This is a genomic window from Streptomyces thermoalcalitolerans (genome assembly GCF_039525155.1).
Lineage (GTDB): Bacteria > Actinomycetota > Actinomycetes > Streptomycetales > Streptomycetaceae > Streptomyces > Streptomyces thermovulgaris.
The window spans coordinates 50,079-70,974 of sequence record NZ_BAAAHG010000006.1 but is presented as its reverse complement, the minus strand read 5'-3'; the positions used below and the strand labels follow the sequence as shown (position 1 = coordinate 70,974).

The window sequence follows — 20,896 nt, the reverse complement described above, 5'->3', positions numbered from 1 at the left end:
TCGTCGCTGTACGCCGCCAGGGACTCGAACCCCGGACCCGCTGATTAAGAGTCAGCTGCTCTAACCAACTGAGCTAGCGGCGCCCGCTGACGTCGTAGACCTTAGCACCCCGGTCGGCGGGAGGAGAAATCGATACCCGCGCGGCCGCCCGGGCCGCCCGTACGGCCGCCCACAGCAGGACGTCCGGGCCCGGCAGCCAGGGCTGACGGGTGTCCGGAGCGACCAGCCAGCGGGAGTCGGACCGGCCGGAGGAGGCGTCGTCGGCCAGGGGAGGGAGGGTCACCACATCGCCGTTGCCATGGCACAGCAGCGGCGGGATGCCCTCACCCCGGCCGGCCGTCCGGCCGCGGGAACCCCACTCCTCCCACTCCAGCAGCGAGGGCAGCCGGTGCGCGGTGCCCGGCGCGGCGAAGAGCAGCATCCGCCCCCGGTGGACGGCCACCGGACCCGAACCCGGGCCCTCCTCCCACAGCCGGTCCAGCATCCGGCGGCCGAAGACTGCGGGTGCGTTCACCACGTCGAAGGCGGTGCCGCAGGGCAGGACGACCGGTGACGCCGGCCGCTCCCACCACGGTGCACAGGTGCCGTACGGACGCGTCCCCGCCGAAGCGAGCCAGGCGGCACCGTCGGGGGTGACGCCGGAGGGGTGCGGATGGTCGAGAAGCGGCTCGTTCCCTGGACAACTCAGACGGCTCATGGCAGATACACCTACCGAACGTGATGATCTGCTCTCGCAGAGTTGTGAAAATCCGGGACAGGGACGGCGGGAGAGGGGTATCGTGCGCCCCCGGCATATGCCGGGCCGGTGCGGGCGGGCCGGAGGACCGGGGCGGGCCGATCAGAGCCGATCAGAGCCGATCAGAACGGAGCGTCCGGGTTGGCGTGTGCGCCGCCCTCGGCCCCCCTGAGCAGATCCCGGCCGAACTCCACCATCTTCTTGGCGTAGTCCTCGGTCCACTGGGCCCGCTCGGCGATGTCCGCCACGGTCAGCCGGTCGAAGCGCCGCGGGTCGGCGAGCTGCGCCGCCGCGATCGCCTGGAACTCCATCGCCCGGTCGGCTGCCGCGCGGAACGCCTGGGCCAGCTCCGTCGCCCGCGTGAGCAGCACGCGCGGGTCCTCGATCGACTCCAGGTCGAAGAAGTGCTCGGGGTCGGCACTCGCCGCGGCGGGCTCGAACAGCAGGGGCGCGGGGCGCAGCCGCGGTTCCTGGGGACGCGGCGTCGGCTCCGCCATGGTGTGTCCTCCTTGTAGGGTTCGGGGCGTAGGGTTCGGGGCCTCGGTCCTCGGGAGGACCACCTTTCATTGTCGCGCGCGCACGCAAGAGGGCGGCGGGGCGGCGACCGCCCGGAGTTCTCCCAGGGTTCTCAAGGTCTCCAGGCCACCCGGTGTTCCTGAAGCCGCGCGAGCACGGCGTGGTTCGCCTCCCAGCCGTCGGGAAACTTCACCGTCACCCCCAGCTGGACCGGCTCCGTCGACGGATGGTCGTCCAGGAGCTCGCTCACCCCGGCGCGGCAGATCACGATGCAGGCGTGGCGATGACGGGAGGTGAGGACGCACAGGCGGCCGGCCTCCAGGTGGAAGGCGGTGGCGTCGGGACGGCCGGAGAGGGGGTGGAGGACCACCGTGACATCGAACTCGCGGCCCTGGAGCCGGTTCGCCGTGTCCACGGTCACCTCCGTGACGCCCAGGCCGGCCAGGGCCGCCCGTACCGCCGCCGCCTGGTCGCGGTGCGCCGTGCCCACGGCGATCCGGTCGGCGGTCAGCGGCACCGGATCCGGTGACCGCTCCGAGACGGTGACGCCGCCCCGCTCCAGCAGCCGCCGGACGACCGCCGCCAGCGCGCGCACCGCCTCCGGATCCGTGCGCGGGGTGTACCGCGCGGGCAGCTCCAGCAGGCCCCAGCCGGACTCGGCGGCCTCGTCGATCACCCGGTCGGGGGCCGAGCCGTCGGAGGGGACGGCGAAGGCGAGCCGCCGGTCCTCGGCCTGTGTGCCGCTGCGGAACGGCGTGTACGGGTAGAACGCGTCCGACACCAGGGGCGCCGCCGAGGCCGGGAGCCGCCAGGACACCGGCAGCCGGTGCTGGGGCAGCCCGGGGTTGTGGGCCAGCAGGGTCGTCACCGCGGACGCCGACGGGTCGTAGGACAGGCCCGCCCACTGCTCGCCGCCGACGATCGAGAACGGGTCGAGCTGGCCCGGGTCGCCCACGAACAGCGCCCGTTCGAACAGCCCGGCCACCGCCAGCAGGGCGTCCGAGCGCATCTGGTACGCCTCGTCGACGATCGCGTGCCGCCACGGCTCGTCGGTGCGCACATGGGCCCACTTCGCGGCGGTCGACAGCACCACGTCCAGACCGGCGAGGTCGGCGGCCTTCGCGGAGGTGCGCACGTTCGGCAGGGCGTCGAGCGCCTTGTCGTACGGGTCGGCGTCACTGCTGTGCAGCCGGCCGACGGGCAGGTCGGGGTTCTTCTCCGCGAGCCGCACCACCAGGTCGTCGACCTGCGCGTTGGTCTGCGCGACCACCATGAGCGGCCGTCCGGCGGCGGCCAGCTCCAGCGCGGCGCGGACGACCAGCGTCGACTTGCCCGCGCCGGGCGGGGAGTCGACGACGACACCGCGGTGCGGGCCGTGCAGGGTGTCGCGGAGGATCGCGTCGGTGGCGCGGGCGGCGGCCTCCCGCGGGTCGAAGGCGGCCTTCCGGGCGGGGGCGGTCACAGCAGGTCCTCCTCGGTCACCGGGTCGGGGGCCTCCGGCACGCTCTCCTCGTCCGGCGGGCCGCCGTGCGTCCAGGGGGTCCGTTCCGGCTCGGGCAGCCTGGCGCCGCCGCGCGGCTCGTGCTCGAAGAGCGTGAAGCACACACGGTCGCCCTTCTCCGGGACGGAGCCGGCCGCCGGTTCCCTGCCGCGGCCCATCCGGTCCAGGATCCGGAGCACGATCAGCGTCCCCTCGGCCCCGCCCTCCTCGAGGGCGACGCACTCGGCCGTCTGCGGCTTGCCGTCCAGCGAGCGGTACACCCGGGTCCGCTCGTCCAGGTGCGGCAGGTCGTCCGTGCGGACGGTGACCAGCGGGCGCGGAGCGGGCCGCTTGCCCTCGCCGTACGCCATGACGACGTCCGTGACCTCGCCGGCGAACGCCTCCCCGGCCAGCCGCCGCCCCGCCATGACCAGCGGGTCGTCCAGCGCCTCCTGGGCCTCCAGGCGGGCCTGCTCGCGCTCGCGTGCGGCCAGCTTGTTCGCCGCGGTGACCGCGTCGTCGTGGCGCGGCTGCGGCGGCTCGCCCGCGCGCACCCGGTCGCGGTGGGAGGTGAACGACCAGCGGTCGCGCGTCCACCGCTCCTCCACATGCGCGCCCTCGGGCAGCGCCCGCAGCAGGTCCAGGCCCTGCCAGACCTTCTCCCAGGTGGGCAGGGCGCATCTCTCGATCAGTGTGCGGATCTCGTGCTCGGCGGCGGCGAGGGCGCCCAGCCGTGCGTCGGCCTGCAGACCGTCCTCCGCGGCGGCGAGGGCCGCACGCGCGCGGTCGTAGCGTTCGATGGCCGGCGCCAGCAGCCTGTTGTCGAACGCCGGATCGGTCGCCGGACCGGCCGGGGGGCACTCCAGCTGGCCGTCGGCGTCCCGTGCCAGCTCGGCCCGCAGCGCGGCCTGGGCACCCGAGACGCCCTCCGGCGGACTGATCCACGCCAGCAGTGCCCCCAGGTGCTGGTCCTCCAGGCTGGACTGGCCCGTGATCCAGTGCCGGGCCAGCAGATCGGTCAGCGCCAGCAGCAGCGAGGAGCCGGGCACCCGCGCCCGCTCCCCGAAGTGGGTCAGCCACCGCCCGAGCAGCGGCACCCTCGGCGGCGCCGGGTGCGGGGCCTGGGGGTCCTGCTCGGCGGTGCGCCGAAAACGCATGGAACGCCCGAGCAGCCGTACGAAGTGGATGCCCGCGCGGCTCGGCACGATCAGCTGGGGCGCGTCCGCGCACAGCTCCACCTCGACCTTGACCCGCTTGCCGGTCTCCGGGTCGGCCTCGGTGCGCTCGACGGTCTCCACGACGTCGGCGAAGGAGTCGATGTACGGCAGGATCACATCGGCCAGTTCGGCGAGGAACGCGAACCGCAGCTCCCGGTCGCGCGGCTGCGGCACGGTCAGCAGCCGGGGCGCGTGCCGGTCCGTGCCGACCAGCGCGCCGAGCGGGGCGCCCGCCTCACCGGCGGTGGTGAGCGGGACGAACACCAGGGGCCGCTCGGACAGATGCCGGTGCCGTACGGTCGTGGCGGGCTGGGCCCGCCCGGCGCGCACCGCCTCGAGCCGGGCGAGGGTGGTGATCAGCGACATGCCGCCTCCCGGCCGGCGAGCGCCAGGGCCTCGGCCCGCAGCGCGGCGGCCCTGCGCAGGGCCGCCACCGCCGGGTCGTCCGGGTCGCCCGCCTCGCCGTGGGCCGCCGCCAGCACCTCCTCGACCGTCGACAGTCCGCCCAGTTCGGCGCGCACCGAGCGGCCCAGTGCGGTCACCGAGCCCTGCGCCCGGGAGCGCGCCCGGCAGTGGAAGGCCAGCTCGCACGCGGCCAGGCACTCCGGCGCATACGCCGCCGGGACCGCCTCGACCGCCGCCGTCAGCTCCTCACGGGGCAGCTCGGGGGAGAAGCACACGCCCTCGGGGAGCGCGTCGGCGATGTCCTGGACACGGGTCAGCCGCGTCAGCTGCCGGGCGGTCGCCGCGCGCTGTCTGCGGATGTCGACGGCGGAGGCGGTGGGCAGGTTGGAGAAGTCCTTGGGACACACCAGAAGCATCCGGTGCCGCACCCGCGGGGCGGGGTCCAGACGGGCGGCGACCTCCTCCAGCGCCAGCACGTACACCGCCGCCTGCCGGGCCGCCGCGCCCACCTTCGCCGGATCCGCGGAACCGTCCAGCACCGGGAAGGACTTGATCTCCACGACCGTCCAGCTGCCGTCCGGGTGCACCACCACCGCGTCCGGCTCCAGGAAGGCGGGCGAGCCGGCCACCTCCAGGGCGAGCATCGGATGGTCCAGCAGGGTCCAGCCGCCCGCCTGGACGGCCTCGCGCAGCGCCAGTGCCGTACGCGCCGTACGCCCGTCGGGGCCCTGGGCGGTCAGGTCGGGAACGCAGGCCCGCTGCGGCGGCTCGGCGCCGGGATCCAGCGTCCGGTGCGCCAGCCGCAGCAGTTCCGCGCCGCCGTCCGCCTTGACCCGTGCCTCGAACGCGTTGCCCCGGGTGAGGGCGAACTGGGACTGGCCGAAGACCGGGGGTGCGCCCAGCGCGTTCGCGAGGGCCGCCTTGTCCACGCCCGCGCCGTCCAGGATCGCGCGCCGCCGGCAGCCCGGGTTCGCGGCGAGGGCCGCGAGGGCGCGGGCGTCCAGTGCCTTCGCCGGTACGCCGGGCCCGCGGAGTTCAGCGAGCCTTCCCCAGGCTCTCGACTTCGTCCGGGCGGGAAAGGCCCCGACCGGGAGCGCCGTTTCCCGCTTCGCCGGAAACGGCGTCTGGCGCGGCTGTGGAACCGAACCGCGCTGCGCGCTGCCGTGGAATTCGCTCACCCGCCGAAGTCTGACATCCGCTGCCGACAATGGGGGAACCCGCGTCGCCCGATTGCCTCTTGACTGTCGTGCCGGCTGTCGTGCCGGCTGTCGTGTCACGGACCGTCAGCAGCGCCCGGGCCCGGTCCGCACCGCGCATCACACGGGGAGTGAGCAGCAGTCCGGCGCCCATCACGGCCGTGCCCGCGACCGCGTCCAGGAGGTAGTGGTTCGCGGTGCCCAGCACCACCACGGCGGTCACCAGCGGATGGAGCACGGCGGCGGCCCTGGCCGTACGCGTGCCGCCGTGCCGCCACAGCATCACTCCGCACCACAGGGCCCAGCCCACATGCAGACTCGGCATGGCCGCGTACTGGTTGGTCAGCCCGCCGAGCCCGCGCGGCGCACTGGCCTCGCCGCCCCACCAGCCGTACGAGCTGTAGTGGGCCATCGTGTCCACGAAGCCGTGCTCCGGGGAGAGCAGGCGGGGCGGGCAGGTGGGCAGCAGGGTGAAGCCGATCAGGCCGATGAAGGTGGACGTCATCAGCCAGGTGCGGGCCGCCCGGTAGAACGTGGCGCGCGCCCGGAACAGCCACACCAGGATCGCCGGGGTCACCAGGTAGTGCAGGGACGCGTACCAGAAGTCCGCCGGGACACCGAGCCAGGGCTCGCGCGTGAAGAGGCGGTTGAGGGGATGCTCGGCGTTCAGGTGCAGCGCCTGCTCGACGCGGAGGATCGCCAGGCCGTGGTCGACGGCGGTGGAGACGTCCCCGCGGGCCAGCAGGCGGCCCGCCGAGTAGCAGCCGTACACCAGCAGGACCAGGGGCAGCTCGGTCCACCAGCGCGGCCGGGAATCCGAGGGTGCCTCGGTGCGCGGCGCCGGTGCTGATGCCTCGGTCTGCGGCATCCGATGCCCCTCCCCCTGTGACGTCGCTGCGGTGCCCTGTACCGGGCCGGGCCACCTTACGGTGTGCGTTCCGGTTTCCTCCAGGGCACCCCCGGCCCTGAGAGACGCGGGGGCCACTGTGAGGGTTGCGTCACAGGTGAGCACGGGGAGCGTCCCTCTGTTCGAGGCGCTCGTGTGCGAGGGGCTCGGAAAAGGACCTGCGTGATCTCTGTCTCACACCGCGCGCAGAGTGTCGGCGTGTCTTTCGAGGAAGGCCGACACCCCGCTCTCCCGCCGGTGCGGCAGCAGCACACGTGCCGTGCCCGCCAGCATCGTCTGGACCCGGGAGGACTGGACCTGCCCCAGAAGGTCCAGCACCCGCATGCCCGCGGCGGCGGCCTCGTCGGGCTGCCCCCCGCGCGCGAGGTCGTCGGCCAGCTCGGCCGTGTACAGCGCGATGTTCCGGGCGAAGTGCGGGTCCTGCAGCTGTGCGGCCCGCCGTGCGTGCCGGGCCGCCCGCGACCAGTCGCCCAGCGCCGACCAGCACTGCGCCTCCAGCCCCTCCAGCTCCGCCTCGCCGTAGAAGCTCATCCACTCGGGGTCGGCGTCCGAGGGCCCCCGCTCGTACAAGGCCTGCGCCCGGGCGAGCGCCTGCTCGCAGCCGGCGCGGTCGGCGAGCCCCGCCCAGCCGCCCGCCTCGCGCAGCGCCAGCAGCGACATCAGCCGTGCCGAGCCCAGCCCGCGCCCCACGCGCTGCGCGGCCTGCGCGGCCCGTACCGCCTCCCGCGGCCGTCCCGCGTCCCGTGCGAGGAACGCCGTGTTGCAGAAGGCGTGCGCCTCCAGGGCCGGGTCCCCGGTCATGCGCGCGGTGGCCAGCGCCTCCGCGTAGTGCGAGCGGGCGTCGTCGAAGCGCCCGGAGTCGTGGGCCAGCCAGCCCACCGAGATGGCCAGTTCACCGACGCCCGAGTACAGCCGGTCGGCGGTGGCCTGCCGGGTCGCGCCGGCGTCGAGCAACGCGTAGGCGGCGCGCAGCGGAGCCGCCGCGCGGCGGTAGAGGCTGTCCGCTCCGTGCCGGTCGTCGAGCAGCCGGATCCTGCGGACGGCTTCCTCGACGGCGTCGGCGTCACGCGCGTCGGCACGGTGCACGGGACGGTGTGCGGCCGGCGTGTCGAAGGCGAGCCCCAGAGGGCCCAGCGAGGCGGCGGCCACGGTGACGCCTCCACGGGTCATGAATGCGCGACGCAGCACGTCGCTCTCCTCGTCGTCCTTGTGATCTTCGTGATCTTCGTGCGGGTGGTACGGGGTCTGCGCGGGGACCTGCACGGCGGGGGACCGGTACGGCCGGTCCGTCTCCTGGGTCTTGCGGTCCGTCTCCTGTGTCTCGCGCCGTGTCTCGTGCGGGGGGCGGCGTGCCGCGCGTCCGCGGACGGCCGACCGGGGGACGAACCCCAGATCGGTGAGCGTCCGGCCGGGGAACATGTGCCTGAACACGCGTTCGTAGGCGTAGTTGGGACAGCGGATCTCGCCTGCCTCCACCCGGCCGATGTAGCGGGCGTCACAGCTGACCCGCTCGCCGATCTCCTCGGCGGCTCGCCGGACCATCGCGGCGAACTCGGCCGGCGAGTGCTGTCCGCGCAGTTGTCGGAAGATGAGATTCGGCCGTGGCGGCCGGGGGGATGGGGACGAGGTCACCGTCGACGACGTCATGGCCGGGCCCTCTCGTGCGAACCGTCGAACCATGCCGGGCTCAGGGAGAGTTGTCCGAGTCATCCATGTGACTCCCTGTTTCCGACGTGCAAGAAAGTACCGGTTGTGCCCGGTCCGCCACGCTGTGGTTGACCACAAAACGGATATCTCGTTCGTGATCTGCCATGAAGTGCCATCCTTTGCGGCGGACTTCGACCGTGCCCGTTGACACGTTGTCGCGTTGAACCCCGTGGACCGGGAGCCGCCCGACTCCCGGCCTGCTCGTCCACGAGAAGGGTGTTCACGATGGAGGCCGGGATGGAGATCCCGCAAGAACGCGATCCGTGTACGCAGCCGCCGCAGTCCTCGCCGGCCTCACCGTCTTCGCCGGCTTCGTCGGCCACGACGTCTCCGTTGTCCCCGTCGGCTCCGTTGGCTCCGTGCGACCTGGTGACGGTGCCGGCCCGTCAGGGACTGGAGGCGGTCGACATCCTGCGCCGCGGCGCGGAGGACGCGGTGGGGCCCGTTCTGCACGACGACGAGGACGACACCCTGGGCTTCGTGGTGCCGGCCGGCACGGCCGCGGCCTGGGACGTGCCCGGGAGCACCTGCACCAAGACCGACGGGCGGGGCCTGCGGCTCACCCCGGAGCCGCCCGTGGAGGGCGCCGACTGGCTGGTCCCGCCCGGCGAGGCCGGCCTCGCGACCGATCCCGCGGTGCTGCGCCGGGCGCTGGGGGAGGCGGCCCGGATCATCGAGGCGGCGGACAACTGCTGCTGACGCCGGCCGGTCGGGCACCCGTGGCCCGGCACACGCGTGCGTGCGGCCGTGCACGCCTTGCGACAATGAGCGCATGGGAAGGTCCACAAGGCCCCGCCGCGGACGAGGAGCCGCCGAGACCGTCGCCGAGCGGGTCGACGGCGGGCTCGCGCAGCTCGTGCCCGACCGGGAACGGGCGCGGGGCTGGACCCTGCTGATCGACGGGGCCCCGCAGTCGTACGTCGACCTCGACGACCCGGAGTACCTCTCCTTCGAGTACCAGCGAAGGCTCGGCCATGTGATCGACCTCGTCGCGCCGGCCGGCAGACCGGTGCACGCCGTGCACCTCGGCGGCGGGGCGCTCACGCTCGCCCGGTACGTCGCCGCCACCCGGCCCCGCTCCACCCAGCAGGTCGTCGAGCGGGACGCGGCTCTGGTCCAGCTGGTGCGGCGCGAGCTGCCGTGGGAGAAGAACGCCCGTATACGGGTGCGGTCGGCGGACGCACGCGAAGGGCTCGCCAAGATCCCGGACGGCTGGGCCGACCTGGTCGTCGTGGACGTCTTCAGCGACACCCGCACCCCCGCCCACCTCACCTCCACGGAGTTCCTCGACGAGGTCCGCAGAGCCCTGAAGCCGGGCGGGGTCTGCGCCGCCAACCTCGCCGACGGCCCGCCGCTGGCCCATCTGCGCGGTCAGATCGCCACCGCCGCCGCCCGGTTCGCCCACCTCGCGCTGATCGCCGACCCGGCCGTGCTGCGCGGCAAGCGGTTCGGCAACGCCGTGCTCGTCGCCGCCGACCTTCCGCTGCCGATCGCCGAACTGACCCGCCGGGCCGCCTCCGACCCCTACCCGGGCCGGGTCGAACACGGCCGCGCCCTCATCGACTTCACCGGAGGAGCCGCACCGGTCACGGACGCCGTGGCCGTCGCCTCACCGGCGCCACCGCCCTCGGTCTTCCGCTGAACTTTTCGCTGAACCTTTTGCTGGACCTTCCACTGAACCTTCCGCTGAACCGGACGCCCGACGGAGGGGTCCGGGCCGGAGGGGTGCGCCGGGAGGGGCGCCGGAAGACCTCAGCCCGAAGACGTCAGTAGGTGCCGATGTCCACGTGCGGCGGACCGTCGTGCCAGGCGCAGATGACCGACACCCGGTCGGTGTCCGAGGTGAACTCCACACGGATCCAGGTCTCGGTCTTCCACACCTGCATCGACCAGCCGGTGCTCGGAGTGGCGGAGACCAGGTTCGCCGAGGACTCGCCGAGGGAGAGGACCACCCGGCCGCCCCGGGTGTCATAGCTCTTGACCTGGCCGGAGGACGCGGGGGCGGGGGAGGGGGCGGGCGAGGAGGCCGGAGTGTTCGCGGGGGACGCCGGTGCGGAGGAGCCGGAGGTGGCCGGCCGTGTGCGGGGGGTGCGGCTCGGCGTGGGCGACGGGCTCGCGGACGGGGGCGGCCGGTAGGTGGAGGAGGCCTGCGGCCTCGGCTCCTGCGTGGTCGCGCCGGCCGCCGTGATGGGCAGGGCGCGGGGCGGGTCGTAGGCCGTGCCCGCCATCACCGTGTGGACACCCCACCACGACAACGTGGTCGCCGCACCGGTGGCGAGCGACCACGCCAGTACGTGAACGAGTCCTCTGTGCATCGCGGTCATACTGTCTCACTCGCGCCCTCTCTGTCGTCCCTGTCGCCCGGACGGGACCGGAGTGAGGTTGTCCACAGCAGGCGGCGGGACCGGGCCGAAGTTGTCCACAGGCGCGCACCGCTGGTGTGTCCATGGCGTACGGTGCGGCGCATGGCAAGTGTGCTCGTGGTCGAGGACGATCAGTTCGTACGATCGGCGCTCATCCGGCATCTGACCGAGGCTTCGCACACCGTGCGCAGTGTCGGTACGGCGCTGGAGGCACTGCGCGAGGTCGCTCATCACCGCTTCGACTTGGTGGTCCTGGATCTCGGACTGCCCGACTTGGACGGCTCCGAGGCTCTGAAGATGCTGCGCGGCATCACCGATGTGCCCGTCATCATCGCCACCGCCCGGGACGACGAGGCGGAGATCGTCCGGCTGCTCAACGCCGGGGCGGACGACTATCTGACCAAGCCGTTCTCGGTCGAGCATCTGTCGGCGCGCATGGCCGCCGTCCTGCGCCGGGCCCGCTCCGGCGCGGGGGAGGACACCTCGTCCACCGTGCTCCGCGTCGGCGGCCTGACCGTCGATCCGCTGCGCCGCCAGGCCGAACTGGACGGCGTGCGGCTGGACCTGACCCGGCGTGAGTTCGATCTGCTCGCCTTCCTCGCCCGGCGGCCCGGTGTGGTCGTGTCGCGCAGGGAGCTGCTGGCCGAGGTGTGGCAGCAGTCCTACGGCGACGACCAGACCATAGACGTCCATCTGTCCTGGCTGCGGCGCAAGCTGGGCGAGACGGCCGCCCGGCCCCGCTATCTGCACACCCTGCGGGGTGTGGGCGTGAAGCTGGAGCCGCCCGGGGCGGAGCCGCCGCGATGAGATGGGCCCTGGTCAAGGTCTGCCTGGCGGTCACCACCATGGTCGTGGTCGCCTTCGCCGTCCCGCTCGGGCTGGTCGTCAAGGAGATGGCCCGCGACCGCGCCTTCTCCAACGCCGAACGCCAGGCCGCGGCGGTCGCTCCCGCGCTGTCCATCACCACCGAGCGCGAGCAGCTGGAGCGGGTGGTCGCCTCGGCCGGCTCGGAGGCACGCATGGCCGTGCACATACCGGAGGCCGAGGGCACGGCGGCCGTCGACATCGGCCGCGGCCGGGCCGCCGGCGAGGACATCGCGACCGTACGGAGGGTGGGCCGTGTCTCCACCACCGAGGTGGACGGCGGGTTCGCGCTGCTTCAGCCGGTCGCGCTGAGCTCCGGCGCCATCGCGGTCGTCGAGGTCTACGTCCCCGAGGCCGAGGTCAGCAACGGCGTCGGCACGGCCTGGGCGGTGCTCGCCGGGGTGGGCGCGGCGCTCGTCGTCGGCTCGGTCGCCGTCGCCGACCGGCTCGGTGTGCGGATGGTGCAGCCCGCGCAGCGGCTCGTCGAGAGTGCGCGCGAACTGGGGGAGGGCCGGCTGGGCGCCCGGGTGCCCGAGGAGGGGCCGACCGAACTGCGGCTCGCCGCGGCCGCGTTCAACTCCATGGCCAATCAGGTCGTACAACTCCTGGCGAACGAGCGTGAGCTGGCGGCCGATCTGTCCCACCGGCTGCGGACGCCCCTGACCGTGCTGCGGCTGAACGCGGCCTCGCTCGGCGACGGACCGGCCGCCGAGCAGACCAGGGAGGCCGTCGCCCAGCTGGAGCGCGAGGTCGACACCATCATCCGTACCGCGCGGGAGGCCAAGCCGCAGACCGCGGCCGCCGGTCCGGGCGCCGGGTGCGACGCGGCCGAAGTGGTCCGTGAGCGGATGGAGTTCTGGTCGGCGCTCGCCGAGGACGAGGGCCGCACCTGGCGGCTGGCCGGTGTGGAGAAGCCGGCGCGCGTCCCCGTGGCCCGGGCCGACCTCGCCGCCGCGCTGGACGCCCTGCTCGGCAATGTCTTCCGGCACACCCCCGAGGGCACGGCCTTCTCGGTCGACGTGCACCACGCCGACGACGCGGTGATCGTGCTCGTCTCCGACGCGGGCCCCGGCATACCCGACCCCGAGGCGGCCATGGCGCGCGGCCGGGGCTCCGGCACCGAAGGCTCCACGGGGCTCGGCCTGGACATCGTGCGCCGGCTCGCGGAGTCGACCGGCGGGGACGTGAGGATCGGCTCCTCCGTGCTCGGCGGCACGGAGGTGCGCATCTGGCTCCAGCTCGACGGCCGCAAACCGGTGCGCAGGGGCCACCGGGGGGCCGTGCGCCGCCGCCGTGCGGGCGCACTGGTCTCGATCTTTAACCGTTCCCGATCCCTTCCTTAAGCGGACCCTAAGATTCCCAACGCCCGCCCGGATCAAGCGTTTTGCCGGATTCCGGATCGCTAGCGTGCTGCCGCACCCCTTTCCGCGACATCCCATTCCGCGAGCAGCAAAAGGCGGACGACAGCATGAGTACGCACCGGCGCAGGATCAGTGGCAGGAACAAGGCGATAGGCGGTCTGGTCGCCGCGGCCGTGGCCGGCGGCGGGGCACTGGTGTTCACCGGCATCGCGCAGGCCGCCGGTGTCGGCGCCGCCTACACCAAGACCACCGACTGGTCCACCGGGTACAGCGCGCAGTACGTCGTCACCAACAACAGCGGCCAGACGAAGAAGGACTGGAAGCTGGAGTTCGACCTGCTCGCCGGGGCGAAGCTCAGCTCGCTGTGGAACGCCGAGTCCCGGGTCAGCGGACAGCATGTCACCGTGACGCCGGCGAAGTGGGACACCGACGGGCTCGCCCCCGGAGAGTCGGTCACCGTCGGCTTCGTCGTCAACGGCACCGGCGACCCGACGGGCTGCCGCATCGACAACGGCAGCTGCTCGACGGACAACTCCGCCACCCCGGAGCCCGAGGGCCGCCCCACCGAGACCGCGACATCGGCCCCCACCGCGACGCCGACCGAGTCCAGGACGGCCGCTCCCACCGCGACGCCGACCACCACGGCCCCCCGGGACACCGGCAGCGGCGGCGGCACCGGCACCGGTACGAAGGCGAGCGCCGGCTTCGCACCGTACGTCGACACCTCCCTCTTCCCGGCCTTCGACCTGCTCGCCGCCGCGGACGCGACCGGTGTGAAGAACTACAACCTCGCCTTCGTCACCGACGGTGGCGGCTGCACCCCCAAGTGGGGCGGTGTCGGCGACCTCGCAAGCAACGGCGTGGCCTCCCAGATCGGCGCGCTGCGCGCCAAGGGCGGCGATGTGCGTGTCTCCTTCGGCGGTGCCGCCGGCTCCGAACTCGCCACCGCCTGCTCCTCGGTGGACGCGCTGGCCGCGGCGTACGGCAAGGTCGTCGACCAGTTCAAGCTCACCAAGGTCGACTTCGACGTCGAGGGCGGCGCGCTGCCCGACAAGGCCGCCAACACCCGTCGCGCCCAGGCCATCGCCAAGCTCCAGCAGAGCCACCCGGACCTGGACGTCTCCTTCACCCTGCCCGTCATGCCCGAGGGGCTGACCCAGGACGGCGTGAACCTGCTCGCCGACGCCAAGGCCAACGGGGTGAAGATCTCCACGGTCAACATCATGGCGATGGACTACGGCCCCGCGTTCAGCGACGACATGGGCGACTACGCCGAGCAGGCCGCCACCGCGACCCAGGCCCAGATCAAGGGCATCCTCGGGCTGTCCGAGAGCGAGGCCTGGAAGACGGTCGCCGTCACTCCGATGATCGGGGTCAACGACGTCGTCACCGAGGTCTTCAAGGTCGAGGACGCCACCCAGCTGGTGAACTTCGCCAAGTCCAAGGGAATCGGCTGGCTGTCCATGTGGTCCGCCACCCGTGACAAGCAGTGCCCCGGTGGCCCCAAGCAGGCCGCCGACGCGACCTGCAGCTCCATCAACCAGGGCGACTTCGCCTTCTCCAAGGCTTTCGCGGCCTTCAACTGATCCGACCGATCCGACTGATCCGACCGATCCGACTGGTCCGGCTGGTCCGACTGGTCCGGCTGATCCAGGCGGGTCCGTCCCGACAGACCATCATCGAACAACGGGGAACGCGCCCCGGCCGGCTTCACCCCCCACCCGGCCGGGGCGCACTGTTGTGCCCGTCCGTCCATGGACGCCGTCCGGCGGGCGGGCGGCGCGCGGTGCCGCGGATCCACGGGGCCGGACGGCTCGAGGCGGTGGGCGTCCTCGCGTCTCCTCCGCCGCTGCGCACACCGCGCCCGCAGCGACGGAATTCAGCCAATCGGCATGTGCGAAAGGCCGTTTCCCGTTGGCTGATTGACATGTAACCAGTCAGTTGGGCACGGTTCCGGGAGCGCTCCCATCACTGTTTGGCACCACCCCGTCTCCCTGCGAAGCGCTCCGTTCTTCGTTCGCCGATTCGGAAAGCGACGGCACCATGCCCGACAGCACGTCAGCTCAGTCCAGCACTTCTCTCGGCACCGCATTCGTGGAGCGCAATCTCGACCTGGTGGGCAAGCTCTACCAGCGTTCCGTGTACCCCTCCGTCCTCGACGTCGCCCACGGCAAGCGCCTGTCCGCGCCGCTCGTGGTCGATCTGGACCCCACGACCGTGTGCGACCTCGCCTGCCCGGAGTGCATCAGCTCCCAGGTGCTGCACCATGGCCAGATAGGCCAGGACCGCATCGTCCGCCTGGCGCACGAACTGGCCGAATCCGATGTGCGCGCGGTGATCCTCATCGGTGGCGGAGAACCGTTGCTGCACCGCTCCGTCGGAGAGATCATCGAGGTTCTGCACGGGGCCGGCATCAAGCTGGGCCTGGTCACCAACGGCACCCAGATCCACCGCCACCTCGACCGGCTCGCCGAGATGCTGTCCTGGGTGCGGGTCTCGCTCGACGCGGCCAGCGCCGAGACCTACCGGATCTTCCGCCCCAGCCGGGGCAAGCGCAGCGTCTTCCCGCAGGTCGTCGAGAACATGCGGCTGCTCGCCGCGCGCAAGAGGGGGCGGCTCGGCTACTCGTTCCTGCTGATGCAGCGCTTCGACGAGGCCGGGGAGGTCACCGCCTCCAACTACCACGAGGTGTACCAGGCCGGTGTGCTGGCCCGGGACATCGGCTGCGACTACTTCGAGGTCAAGGCGATGCTGGACCAGGACCACTACACGGTCAACCAGCGCGCCGAGCACATCGAGCTCGTCGAGGAGCAGATCGCCCGGCTGCGCGCCCTGGAGGACGACTCCTTCCACGTCCTGCACTCCTCCAACTGGCAGGCCGTGCGCCACCACGTCGACTCCGTGCAGCCGAAGGACTACCACCGCTGCGCGGTCGCCGAACTGCGGACCACCATCACCCCCACCGGCGTCTTCGTCTGCCCGTACCACAGGGGCAACCCCAAGGGCCGGATCGGCGACATCCGGGAGACGAGTTTCTCCGAGCTGTGGGCGTCGGCCGACACCACGGTGATCGACCCCAGCGAGGACTGCCGTTTCGTATGCGCCCGGCACGCCACCAACCAGGAGATCCGTCTGCTTCCCCGGCGCCCCGGACCGCCGGACCTGACGGAGGACTTCGACCCCTTCATCTGACGCCGCCCGATGCCCGCCCGCCCCGCCGGCGGCGTCCGCCCGACCCTTCGCCCTCTGCCCGACCAAGGCCAGGAGTCCGTCCATGCGTTTGGCTGTGATCGGAGCCGGTCCCGCGGGACTCACCTGCGTCAAGCAGGCCCTCGCGGACGGCCACGACGTCGTCTGCTTCGAGAAGCACCAGGCTCTCGGAGGCATCTGGAACCCCGCATCGGGCGGCGCGTACACCGGAGTCCGGATGCAGAGCTCACGGATGAGCATGCCGTTCTCCGACCACGCACCCGCCTTCACGGCCGACTTTCCCACGCAGACCGAGGTGCAGGAGTACCTCGTCTCGTACGCCGAGGCGTTCGGCCTGCTGGAGTCGGTGCGCTTCGGACAGGAGGTCGTCGGTGTCACGAAGGACGGCGCGCACTGGCGGGTGACGGCCCGTGACACCCACGACGGGACGACGTGTTCCGAGCAGGTCGAGGCGGTTCTCGTCGCCAACGGCGAACTGTGGCGGCCCCGGATGCCGGAGGGCGGCCTCCCGTCGCCCGACCGCGGCGTCCGGGTGCTCACCTCCCCCGAGTACCGCGGCCCGGACGAGTTCCGCGGCAAGCGCGTCCTGGTCGTCGGCGGCGGGGTGAGCGGCGCCGACATCGCCGCCGACCTCGCACCGCACGCCGCCCGGGTGGACTGGTCGATACGCCGCAAGGTGCTGTTCCTGCCCCGCAGGGTCGGCGACGCGTACAACGACGCGCTGTTCTCGTACGCCGGCCGGGTCGCCGTCGAGGACGTGCCGTACGCCGAGTACCTGGGCTGGCTGACCGAGTGGCTGCCGGAGTACATGGAGATGTACCGGGCCACCGGACTGCTGCCCGAGGACGGCTTCCACGGGGCGGTGCACATCAACGGGGAGATCATCCCGGCGGTCCACGGCGGAAGGGTGCACCCCGTGGCGGCCTTCTCCCGGTTCACCCCGGACGGCGGGACCGTCCTCACGGACGGCACGACCGGCCGGTACGACGCCGTGGTGCTGTGCCTCGGCTACGAGCCGCCCGACTACGGGTTCATCGACGGCCTGCGCCGCGAGGACCTGTACGAGCACCACTTCTGGCGGCACGACCCGACCCTGGCCGTGGTCAACACCCCTGTGGACACCGAGGCGTTCGGCACCGCCTGCCCGTACTTCGAGACGATCGCGGGCTGGGTGCTGAGCGTGCTCGGCGGCAAGACCGCGCTGCCGGGGCCCGAGGAGCGCGCCGAATGGTGCGCCCGCCACATGTCCGCGCTGCACGACCGGCGTTACCTCGACTGCTGGCTGGAGACGATCCGCCTCGGCCTGCTCAGCGGCGCGCTGCCCGACCCGGCGACCCGCTTCCGCGACTACTGGACCCTGGTCTCCAGCCAGGTCGACCCCGCCAACCTGCGCCCGGGACACATCCGTCCGATCCCCGCCGTCCACGACGGGCGCCTGGACCTGGCGGGCCTGCGGCACCGCGTCCTGGCCTCGCTGCCGGCCGAGGCCCGGGAGAGTCTGCTGGCCCGCGGCGAGATCGACGAGGCCGACCTGGCGGCCGCCGAGCGCGTCCCCGAGGACCGGGTCCTGCCGGCATGGCTGCCGTACCGGCAGCGCGAGACCGCGCCGGCACCGGGCGGAGCCGCGTGAACGCCCGGGGGACGAGCGGGAACAGGACCGGCGGCCGGTGGCGCCTGCTCCTCGACCCCGCGGTGCTCAACCTGATGGCCGCCACCGCGGCGGTCGGGCTGGCCGGTGCGTTCGTGGTGCCCACCACCAGCCTGTTCCTGAGGGAGGCGGTCACCGCCACTCCCCTGATGGTGGGGCTGTTCTTCGCCGCCCGGTCGATCGCGGAGATCGGTACGGACGTGGTGGTCGGCGCGGTCTCCGACCGGCTGCGCAGCCGCCGCGCCATCCTGGTCCTGACCGCGCTCTTCAACGCGGCCGGAGCGCTGTGCTACACGCTCCTGCGCGACTACTACCTGCTGCTCCTGGCGGGCATGGTCTGCTTCGGGCTCGGCGGCGCGTGCTTCGGGCAGCTCTTCGCCTACACCCGGGAACTCGCCGACGCGCGCGGTGTGGACGCCCCGTTCTTCAACGGCTTCCTGCGCTCGGTCACCTCACTGGCGTGGGTGGTGGGTCCCCCGCTCGCCTTCTGGGTGATCGCCGACTGGTCCTTCACCGCCCTGTACGCGACGACTGCCGCCCTGTCGTTGCTGGCGGCGGCACTGTGCGGGTGGGGGCTGCCCGATCCTCTGAAGCCCGGGGCCCGGAAGCCCGGCCCTCGTGGCTCCGCGGCCGTCGGGGCCGGCTCCGCGGGGGCCACCGCCGACGAGCCGGCCGACGAGCCCGCCGCCGGGTCCGCCTCCTCGGAGCCCTCCGCCGGGTCCGATCGTGCCGCGTCCGCCGCACCGGAGCCCGCCGACGGGCCGCCTCCCGGGCTGCTCGGCATGTTCAGGGGACTCGGCCCGCGGACGGTGCTGGTGCTGGGGGCGGTGGTGCTGCTGCTCGGCGCGAACTCGATGTACCAGATCGACCTCCCCCTCCACATCACCGAAGAGCTGGGCATGAGCCCGCGGTTCGCCGGGCTGCTGCTCGGGGTGAGCGCCGCCCTGGAGGTCCCGCTGATGGTGCTCGTCGGTGTCTGGGCGGACCGGGTCGGCAAGCAGCGGATGATGGTCGCGGCCACCGTCTGCGCCACCGTGTTCTTCGGCCTTCTCCCCCTCACGGACAGCCGGCTGCTTCTGCTCGCGCTGCAGCTGCTCAACGCGGCCTGGGTGGCGGTGGCCCTGAACATCCCCGTGGTCGTGCTCCAGGACAGCCTGCCCGGCCGGTTCGGCACCGCCTCCGCCCTGTACTCCAGCGCCTTCAAGGCCGGCATGTTCCTGGGCGGTCTGGCCGTCGGCACGGTGGCCACCTGGACGGGCTACCGCCAGGTCTTCTGGGTGTGTGCCGGGCTGACCGCCGTGGCCGGCGTGCTCGCGCTCCTGCTGCGCGCCGTCCCGCGGCCCCCCTCTCCCGCGCCCGTCCCGGTCCCCGCCCCCCACCCCCTGACCGACCCTCGTGAAGGGAGCAACCCGTGACCACGCCGGTCTGCACCGTCGTCGTCCCCACCTACAACCGGTCGGCGCTGCTCAGGCACACCCTCGACTCACTGTGCCGTCAGCGGCTGGACGGCTTTGACACCTTCGAGGTGATCGTCGCGGACGACGGTTCCCAGGACGACACCGCGCAGGTCGTCGCCGGCTACCGCGACCGGCTCGACGTGCGCTACTTCTTCCAGGAGGACGAGGGGTACCGCGTCGCGAAGGCCCGCAACACCGGCATCGAGCACGCCCGTGCCGGCGTCTGCGTGTTCGTGGACTCCGGTGTGATCCTGCGGTCGGGCGCGCTCGCCGCACACCTGGCCGCGCACCGGGAGACGTCCGCGCCCACGGCGGTCGTCGGCTATGTGCTCTGCTTCAACGAGGGCAACGAGGACGGCGAGGAGATCACCGCGGCCCTCGACTTCGCGAACCCCGAGGCGTCGTTCGCCGAGTTCCTCGCACAGGGCCGCTGGCCGGACATCCGCGAGGACTACTACGAGCGCTACGGCGAGGACCTCACCGCCCTGACGGCGCCCTGGCTGATGTGGTGGACGTGCAACGCGTCGGCGCACACCGGTCTGCTGCGCGAGGTCGGCGGCTTCGACGAGGCCTACCGCTCCTGGGGCGCGGAGGACGTCGACCTCGGCTACCGGCTGCACACGGCGGGCGCCCGCTTCGTGCTGCGCCGCGACGCCACCGCGATCCATGTGCCGCACCCCAAGAGCTACGAGGACAACATGCGGTCGGCCGCCGGCAACTACGCCTACTTCGCCGCGAAGTACGACACCCCGGTCGCCCGTCTGGTGGTCGACCACCACTTCCACGAGATCGAGGACATCCTGCGCTCCCGCGGACTGGCCGACGGCGAGGTCACCGACCGGTTCGGCACACAGAAGCGCCCCATCGACCTGATGAACGACACCGCGCGGACGGCCGGGGAGCCGGCCGGCACCGGATCCGAAGGAGACCCGACCATGACTCCGCCCGTGCTCGGCGTGTGGACCTGGAAGGACCGCGAGGCGCGCCGCGAAGCGCCCCGGGTGCTGGTCTTCTCCCCGCATCCGGACGACGAGGTGATCGCCTGCGGCGGCACCATCGCACGGTTCGCCGCCGAGGGCGCCCGGGTGCGGGTGGTGTTCGCCACCGACGGGGCGATGTCCCACTCGGCGGTGCTGGGCATCCACACCGACCCGACCCCCGCCGAACTGCGCGAGACACGCCGTGAGGAGGCGCGCTCGGCCGCCAAGGCGATGGGACTGGACAAGGACGCGGCGCTGTTCCTCGACTACCCCGACACCGCCCTCGCCGACCATCTGCCGGCGTTCCGCGAGGACGTGCTGAAGGTGCTGCGCGAGCACCGTGACGTCACCCATGTGTACCTCCCCCACGAGGTGCGCGAGCTCAACGCCGACCACCGGCTGACCGGCGAGACGGTGGTGTCCTGCCTGGCCGAACTGGGGCTCACCCCGCGGCTGTTCCGGTACGTGGTGTGGGACGAGCGCACCGAGGAGGAGTTCGGCTTCGTCAACCGCAACCCGGCGGCCGGCCGGGAGGCGGTCACCGAGCGGCTCGTGTCCTTCGACATCAGCGCCTACGCGGAGCGCAAGCACGCGGCGTTCCGCGAGCACCGCACCCAGGTCGAGCTGTACTCCAGGAGCCAGACGCGGCCGGTGGTGCCGCTGCCGTTCCAGGAACGGGTGTTCGCGGCACGGACGGAGGAATTCTGGGTCAGCGAACCGGCCGGCGACGGCGTCGACGGCCCGTCCGGCAACCCCCGTACGGAACCGGCCACCGCGACCGGCACGGAACCGGCCACCGCGTCCCCCACCGGTCCGAAGTCCCCCACCGGCACGAAGGAGTGACGACCG

The 20,896-nt window shown here is 72.8% G+C and carries 16 protein-coding genes, 1 tRNA gene and 1 pseudogene; 9 read left to right on the top strand and 9 right to left on the bottom strand.

Annotated elements, in window-relative coordinates; all coding sequences use genetic code 11:
• Positions 1–9 precede the first annotated feature (9 nt).
• From ABD224_RS06050 to ABD224_RS06015, 8 genes and pseudogenes are all read right to left on the bottom strand, one after another.
• A tRNA-Lys gene (locus ABD224_RS06050) sits at positions 10–83 on the bottom strand.
• Positions 74–697 (bottom strand): bifunctional DNA primase/polymerase, encoded by a 624-nt coding sequence (locus tag ABD224_RS06045; protein ID WP_344047590.1) that lies wholly within the window; start codon positions 695–697, stop codon positions 74–76. The genes ABD224_RS06050 and ABD224_RS06045 overlap by 10 nt, the downstream gene beginning before the upstream one ends.
• 161 nt (positions 698–858) lie before the next feature.
• Complete coding sequence (locus ABD224_RS06040) at positions 859–1,233, bottom strand: hypothetical protein (protein ID WP_344047588.1); 375 nt, start codon at positions 1,231–1,233, stop codon at positions 859–861.
• Positions 1,234–1,364: 131 nt separating this feature from the next.
• Entirely contained in the window at positions 1,365–2,714 is a 1,350-nt protein-coding gene (locus ABD224_RS06035) for an AAA family ATPase (RefSeq protein ID WP_344047585.1), read from the bottom strand.
• On the bottom strand, positions 2,711–4,315 hold the full coding sequence (locus ABD224_RS06030; protein ID WP_344047583.1) for a hypothetical protein: 1,605 nt from the start codon (positions 4,313–4,315) through the stop codon (positions 2,711–2,713). Before ABD224_RS06030 ends, ABD224_RS06035 begins: the two co-directional genes overlap by 4 nt.
• Positions 4,306–5,532: a hypothetical protein gene (locus ABD224_RS06025; protein WP_344047581.1), complete on the bottom strand. Its 1,227-nt coding sequence runs from the start codon at positions 5,530–5,532 to the stop codon at positions 4,306–4,308. Before ABD224_RS06025 ends, ABD224_RS06030 begins: the two co-directional genes overlap by 10 nt.
• Positions 5,444–6,418 (bottom strand): annotated as a pseudogene (locus ABD224_RS06020) (phosphatase PAP2 family protein); the annotation flags it as partial. The pseudogene ABD224_RS06020 and the gene ABD224_RS06025, both read right to left, overlap by 89 nt.
• A 213-nt stretch (positions 6,419–6,631) precedes the next feature.
• Positions 6,632–8,104, bottom strand: coding sequence for an NsdA family TPR-like regulatory protein (locus ABD224_RS06015; RefSeq protein ID WP_344047579.1), 1,473 nt, complete (start codon positions 8,102–8,104; stop codon positions 6,632–6,634).
• A gap of 411 nt (positions 8,105–8,515) precedes the next feature.
• On the opposite strand from ABD224_RS06015, the gene ABD224_RS06010 reads away from it, so the two are divergent.
• The gene (locus ABD224_RS06010; protein WP_344047577.1) at positions 8,516–8,863 is read left to right on the top strand and encodes a hypothetical protein; all 348 of its coding nucleotides are present in this window, start codon (positions 8,516–8,518) and stop codon (positions 8,861–8,863) included.
• A gap of 73 nt (positions 8,864–8,936) precedes the next feature.
• Entirely contained in the window at positions 8,937–9,806 is an 870-nt protein-coding gene (locus ABD224_RS06005; RefSeq protein WP_344047574.1) for a spermidine synthase, read from the top strand.
• A 124-nt stretch (positions 9,807–9,930) separates the two neighbouring features.
• On the opposite strand, the gene ABD224_RS06000 is transcribed toward ABD224_RS06005, so the two are convergent.
• Positions 9,931–10,479, bottom strand: coding sequence for a hypothetical protein (locus tag ABD224_RS06000; protein WP_344047772.1), 549 nt, complete (start codon positions 10,477–10,479; stop codon positions 9,931–9,933).
• A gap of 150 nt (positions 10,480–10,629) precedes the next feature.
• Between ABD224_RS06000 and ABD224_RS05995 the strand changes: the two genes are divergently transcribed.
• The 7 genes from ABD224_RS05995 to ABD224_RS05965 all read left to right on the top strand — a co-directional run bounded on the left by ABD224_RS05995 (position 10,630) and on the right by ABD224_RS05965 (position 20,890).
• Positions 10,630–11,334, top strand: coding sequence for a response regulator transcription factor (locus tag ABD224_RS05995; RefSeq protein WP_344047572.1), 705 nt, complete (start codon positions 10,630–10,632; stop codon positions 11,332–11,334).
• Positions 11,331–12,734, top strand: a complete 1,404-nt coding sequence (locus ABD224_RS05990; RefSeq protein ID WP_344047570.1) for a sensor histidine kinase — start codon at positions 11,331–11,333, stop codon at positions 12,732–12,734. Before ABD224_RS05995 ends, ABD224_RS05990 begins: the two co-directional genes overlap by 4 nt.
• 125 nt (positions 12,735–12,859) lie before the next feature.
• Positions 12,860–14,338 carry a glycoside hydrolase family 18 protein gene (locus ABD224_RS05985; RefSeq protein WP_344047568.1) on the top strand — a complete coding sequence of 493 codons (1,479 nt, stop codon included), beginning with the start codon at positions 12,860–12,862 and terminating at the stop codon, positions 14,336–14,338.
• 457 nt (positions 14,339–14,795) lie between these two features.
• Positions 14,796–15,944, top strand: a complete 1,149-nt coding sequence (locus ABD224_RS05980; protein WP_344047566.1) for a radical SAM protein — start codon at positions 14,796–14,798, stop codon at positions 15,942–15,944.
• Between the two features lie 82 nt (positions 15,945–16,026).
• Entirely contained in the window at positions 16,027–17,592 is a 1,566-nt protein-coding gene (locus tag ABD224_RS05975; RefSeq protein WP_344047564.1) for an FAD-dependent oxidoreductase, read from the top strand.
• Positions 17,589–19,025, top strand: a complete 1,437-nt coding sequence (locus tag ABD224_RS05970; protein WP_344047561.1) for a sugar efflux transporter — start codon at positions 17,589–17,591, stop codon at positions 19,023–19,025. The genes ABD224_RS05975 and ABD224_RS05970 overlap by 4 nt, the downstream gene beginning before the upstream one ends.
• Positions 19,022–20,890, top strand: a complete 1,869-nt coding sequence (locus ABD224_RS05965) for a PIG-L family deacetylase (RefSeq protein WP_344047559.1) — start codon at positions 19,022–19,024, stop codon at positions 20,888–20,890. Before ABD224_RS05970 ends, ABD224_RS05965 begins: the two co-directional genes overlap by 4 nt.
• Positions 20,891–20,896 lie beyond the last annotated feature (6 nt).